The sequence below is a fragment of the Chamaesiphon sp. OTE_8_metabat_110 genome (assembly GCF_031382685.1).
Classification (GTDB): Bacteria; Cyanobacteriota; Cyanobacteriia; order Cyanobacteriales; family Chamaesiphonaceae; genus Chamaesiphon.
This window is the reverse complement of record NZ_JANMZA010000645.1, coordinates 1-2,755: the sequence shown is the minus strand read 5'-3', so window position 1 is coordinate 2,755 and position 2,755 is coordinate 1. Positions and strand designations below refer to the sequence as shown.

The 2,755-nt window shown below is 44.5% G+C and carries 2 protein-coding genes; both read left to right on the top strand.

The window, feature by feature from the left end:
• On the top strand, nt 1-806 hold an 806-nt coding region (locus RMO52_RS23335), incomplete at its 5' end, for an AAA family ATPase (protein WP_310419119.1).
• 389 nt (nt 807-1,195) lie between these two features.
• The gene (locus RMO52_RS23330; protein ID WP_310419114.1) at nt 1,196-2,656 is read left to right on the top strand and encodes a tetratricopeptide repeat protein; all 1,461 of its coding nucleotides are present in this window, start codon (nt 1,196-1,198) and stop codon (nt 2,654-2,656) included.
• Nucleotides 2,657-2,755 lie beyond the last annotated feature (99 nt).

The following is a 2,755-nucleotide window of genomic DNA, read 5'->3' as shown; positions in this document are numbered from 1 at the left end:
GTAAAACAACTTGGGCAAAAGAGTATATCCAAAAGTATCCTGAGACTGCTAATCTCTGTAAAGACGACCTCAGACTTCAACTGAGCGGTACGAATAAACGCGAAAAACGGATTATTAAAGTCCGCGATTTACTGACAGAATATTACTTCGAGCAAGGTTATTCGGTAATTTGGTCGGATACCAATCTCAACCCAGTTCATTTGCGACGAGCAACTGAATTAGCGACTAAATATCAAGCCGAATTGAGCGTTCGTGACTTCACAGATGTGTCATTAGCTGAATGTATCCGGCGCGATTTGTTACGATCGAATTCGGTCGGACAACAGGCAATCGAGCAGATGTATTACGATTATTTAGATCGACCGGAGACACCACCTAGCGACGATCCGCAGCTACCAAACTGCTATTTGGTAGATATCGATGGTACCTTAGCTATCAATCATACGCGATCGCCATTTGCGTGGGATCGGGTGAATGAAGATGCAGTTAATTCCGTTGTCGCGACGACAATCGAGAAATTAGGACGAGATACACATATTATTCTCTTGTCGGGTCGATCGAGTGTCTGCTACGATCTGACTGTTGCTTGGCTGAAACAACACAATATTAACTACAAAGAGCTGTTGATGCGCGCGGCTAACGACCAGCGTCCCGATGACATTCTCAAGTCAGAACTTTACTATTTTCACATTCGCGATCGCTACAATGTAATTGGCGTTATCGACGATCGACCGAAGGTCTGTAGAATGTGGCGTGGTCTGGGTTTGAGCGTCTTTCAGGTAGGCAACCCCGATTATGAATTTTAAGTAGTAATATGTGTTTGTAATTCTAGTAACTAATATTAATTGTCTGCTCGTAAGTTACGAATTGACACATTTTAAAATGGTAGATAAAAGTATGTCTGTAGTAGATATAAGTTGTGAATAACGGGGAATAATAGAAGAACAGTCACTCTATCCTTGTCTATAAGTACTGCTGTGTATACGATTTAGTCGGATCGATCGCAGTCTAGTGCAAATAGACGGCGATCGAACTGACAATCTAGCTAGTCAGACGACCTAGTGTCGAGCGCGTCTAATCTTTGTTAAATTAAGTTCCCCCAGCTCAAGGTAAACATCTTTTTGGCGATGACAACTTGGATGTTACTGAAGCAATCTTGACAAACTTACCATTTATGTCGGACTCTCAAATCAATTTGACATCTACACAAACGCTAGATTTACCCAAGCACCAGGTCGATAACCAAGTCCAAAAATTGTACCAACAGGGTAACGATCGAGCATTTAGGGGCGAGCACGAGCGGGCGATTGCGGCTTACACTCAAGCTATTGCGCTCGCTCCGAACTTTGTGTTGGCTTATTGCGCTCGGGGTAACTCCTGGCTGGAACTGAGAGATTATCGTCAAGCCCAAGCTGACTACCAGCTTGCACTCAAGCTTAGTCCGGCGTTTGCTATTGCTGATGGGGGACTGGCACGAGTTTACTATCAACTGGGCGAGTATCAAGCGGCTTTAGTTGCTTGCAGTCGCGCCATTCAGCACGATCCCGAAAATCTGGAGTTCTTTCACTCTCGGGCGCTGATTAATAAAAAAATTGGCGATGATGCTGGCATTTTAGGAGATTGTAAATTTATTCTGGAGCGCCAGCCCAATGATATTTCCGCTAGATGGTTGAATTCCCGCGCTCATTTTCAAATGGGTAATTACCAACTAGCAATCTTTAATTTCAATCAGTATCTCAATCTCCGTAGCGATGATTTTTACGCTCATTATTATCGGGGGATTTGCTACGAAAGACTAGGTAATCTAGAGCAAGCAGCGATCGATCTCGACTGCGCGATCGCACTAGCAGATAATATGGCAATTTTATACCGCAGGCGCGGACGGATTCGCCAACAATTAGGCGACTATACTAACGCAATGGCAGACTACGATCGGGCGATCGAGATCGAGCCGCAGATGGCTCAAGCCTATGCCAATCGGGCAGATATTTATATCAATCGCGGTGATTATCCGCGCGCCCTAATTCAGTGCAATCAAGCAATCCGCTTCGATCCGCAGCTAGTGAGTGCCCATTATCAGCGCGGGGTAATCAATACTGAAGTTGGTAATCTTCATGCGGCTTTAGCCGACTATCATCGGTTAGTTCAGATCGATCCCCAGGATATCAACGCCTATATTCAACGCAGTTGGATTTACTTTCGGCATGGTGAATATCCAGCGGTAATGAGTGACTGCGAACGGGTGCGAGCGCTCGATCGAAATTCGGTGCCTGGTAATTATTTATTGGGTGTAGTCCAATCATTATCTGGCTTTAAACAAGAAGCTATTTTTAGTTTTACGAAGGTGATTGAGATTAAGCCTAGCTTTATTTGCGCTCTCTACCATCGCGGCTTATTACATCACGATCTCAAAAACGAAGCTAAAGCCACTGATGATTTTCACCTCGCCCAAGCAACTCAAGCTCAAATCATTGACTGCTTAGCCAAGCGCGATGAAACTGGCTTGTACGCAGAAGGACTGGCTCTCTACCATATGGGGCATCCAGATACTGCCAAAGTCATCCTGCATCAAGCAGCCTTAGTCGCCCAAAAGCTCAAAAATACTGTTTTTTATCGGCAGATATTTTTTACGATCGAGGCGCTCGGCATGGAATAGGCTTTTAGGCTCTAGGCTTTTAGGCTCTAGGCTTTAGGCTTTAGGTGAGAGCATAGATGAAAATGGCCTAATTTAGGTATGAATCGTACATTAAAAGTC